The organism is Alteromonas sp. 5E99-2 (assembly GCF_017368475.1).
Lineage (GTDB): Bacteria > Pseudomonadota > Gammaproteobacteria > Enterobacterales > Alteromonadaceae > Alteromonas_F.
This window is the reverse complement of record NZ_JAFNJE010000034.1, coordinates 1-1,994: the sequence shown is the minus strand read 5'-3', so window position 1 is coordinate 1,994 and position 1,994 is coordinate 1. Positions and strand designations below refer to the sequence as shown.

At 40.1% G+C, this 1,994-nt stretch carries 2 protein-coding genes; one reads left to right on the top strand and one right to left on the bottom strand.

Translation table 11 applies throughout. The features are described 5' to 3' along the window. Positions 1 to 292: 292 nt before the first annotated feature. A complete protein-coding gene (locus J3L16_RS15695; protein WP_207614008.1) occupies positions 293 to 904 on the bottom strand; it encodes a hypothetical protein in 612 nt (203 codons plus the stop codon). A gap of 39 nt (positions 905 to 943) precedes the next feature. On the opposite strand from J3L16_RS15695, the gene J3L16_RS15690 reads away from it, so the two are divergent. Further along, positions 944 to 1,972, top strand: coding sequence for an IS110 family transposase (locus J3L16_RS15690; protein WP_207614007.1), 1,029 nt, complete (start codon positions 944 to 946; stop codon positions 1,970 to 1,972). The last annotated feature ends 22 nt before the right edge of the window (positions 1,973 to 1,994 follow it).

Below are 1,994 nucleotides of genomic sequence, written 5' to 3'. Positions count from 1 at the left end.
ACACCTTTACTGAGCCTCGCTCTAACTGGATTTAGTAGCCAACACGCTTTGAATAGGACAGATGAAGGTTAACCGATGAATGTCTAGTGCCGTTGCAAATCAGAAGGACCTAAAAGTGCAACATTAAGAGCCCGGTAACCGGCTAGTCATATATGTGTTTGACGTAGGCAATATACCTAACATCAACCATGACAGACGAAGTAAACAAACCTGATATTAGCAATCAGATTGATCTTGAAAAAGTGGTCAAGGGGTATTCTTTTGTTATTGATAGACCGGAGGCTCATATGTGTTATGTGTGCATTGCTAGGTTTACGGCACTAACATTAGCTCCATTAACCTCAAGTTCTAAATTAATTTTTTTATTTTTTACAACACTTAAAAAGATACTGACGATTTTTACAAGCTGAACATAGTAAACTCGTTTTTTGTACTCTTTATCCGAAGCAAAAAAGAAGCCCATGCAACCTAAGCCTCCAGGAACAAATGGAGAATATATTTTGCTATGGATAAATTGGTTACATAACCTTTCCAAAGCTAGTTCATGTTTATCACTTTGCCCAAAGTGGTATTTTTTAGACCATTTTTCACCGTCTTCAGTTTTATGATCAGTTTTAATAGGGTGCGAAATTAAACTAGTATTAAAACCTGAAAGCTCCGTACTGAGTAATTTACTCTCTTTCAACTTACGAATTGCGTAACAACCAAGAAATACAGCTTTTTCTGTTTTAAATTCAAGTTCATTATCCCACAAAATGGTACGATATAAGCTCTCTAAGAATTTCGCGGACTCTCTCAATTCATTTAGCCAATATTCTTTTGTATAGTCTTCAATCAAGGCTAAACTCCTGCACACATAACGAATGATATGGACTCCCCGCCCAAATTGGCATTGTTGTGCCATAGTGAAAGTGCGAATTTTCAAAAATAGTGTAGAGTCCATATGTCTTTAATTAAAGTCGTTGGCATTGATTTAGCCAAATTAGTTTTTAGTATTCATGGCGTAGATGAACATGGCAAGATAAAACTACGCAAAACCGTTAAAAGAAATAAACTGTTAGCGGAAGTAGCCAATTTACCTCAATGTACCATCGGTATGGAAGCCTGCTCTGGTTCACATTACTGGGCACGAGAGTTTCGTAAACTGGGCCACGATGTTCGCATCATGGCATCTAAATTTGTTATTCCATACCGTCAAAATGAAAAAAATGATGCCAATGATGCTGAAGCTATTTGTGAAGCCGTCTCTCGCCCTAAAACCCGTTATGTCAGTATAAAAAGCGAAGACCAACAAGCGGTTCTATGCCTACATCGTATTCGCCAAGGCGCGATTAAAGACAGAACTGCTCGAATCAATCGATTAAGAGGTTTACTGTCAGAGTTTGATATCATCATGCCAAAAGGACGCTATCCTGCTCAAAATGCAATATCATCAATACTCGAAGATGCAGAAAATGGCTTGCCTTTTCTCGCTCGAGAATTACTCGAAGACTTATGGCAAAGCATTCAGCAATTGAACCTAGAAATCCTCAAATACGATAGAAAACTCTATCGACTGGCTAATCAGATGCAAGCCGCTAAACGCTTAATGAGTATTCCTGGGGTCGGCGAAACTACTGCTACCGCTGTGGTCGCGACTGTCAACGATGCTAAACATTTTTCAACTAGCCGCGCTTTTTCTGCTTGGATTGGGCTGGTCCCCAAACAATATACAACCGGCGGTGTGGCAAGGTTAGGTCGAATTAGCAAGCGGGGTGAAAAACACATACGAACCGCTCTCATCCACGGTGCCAGAGCCGTCATGGCCAATTGCAAAAACAAAACTGACCGAACGAGTTTGTGGATAAAAGACCTTATTGAACGCCGAGGTTTCAAGCGTGCCTGTGTCGCTCTGGCCGCCAAGAATGCCCGACTCATTTGGGCTATATTACAATCAGGCAAAGAATATCAGGTTGATTATGTAGCTAACTAAATAGCTGTTACATACAAAAAGG

Coding starts and splice junctions, on each gene's coding strand:
- J3L16_RS15690 (WP_207614007.1), top strand. CDS start 944: ATGTCTTTAATTAAAGTCGTTGGCATTGATTTAGCCAAATTAGTTTTT.
- J3L16_RS15695 (WP_207614008.1), bottom strand. CDS start 904: ATGGCACAACAATGCCAATTTGGGCGGGGAGTCCATATCATTCGTTAT.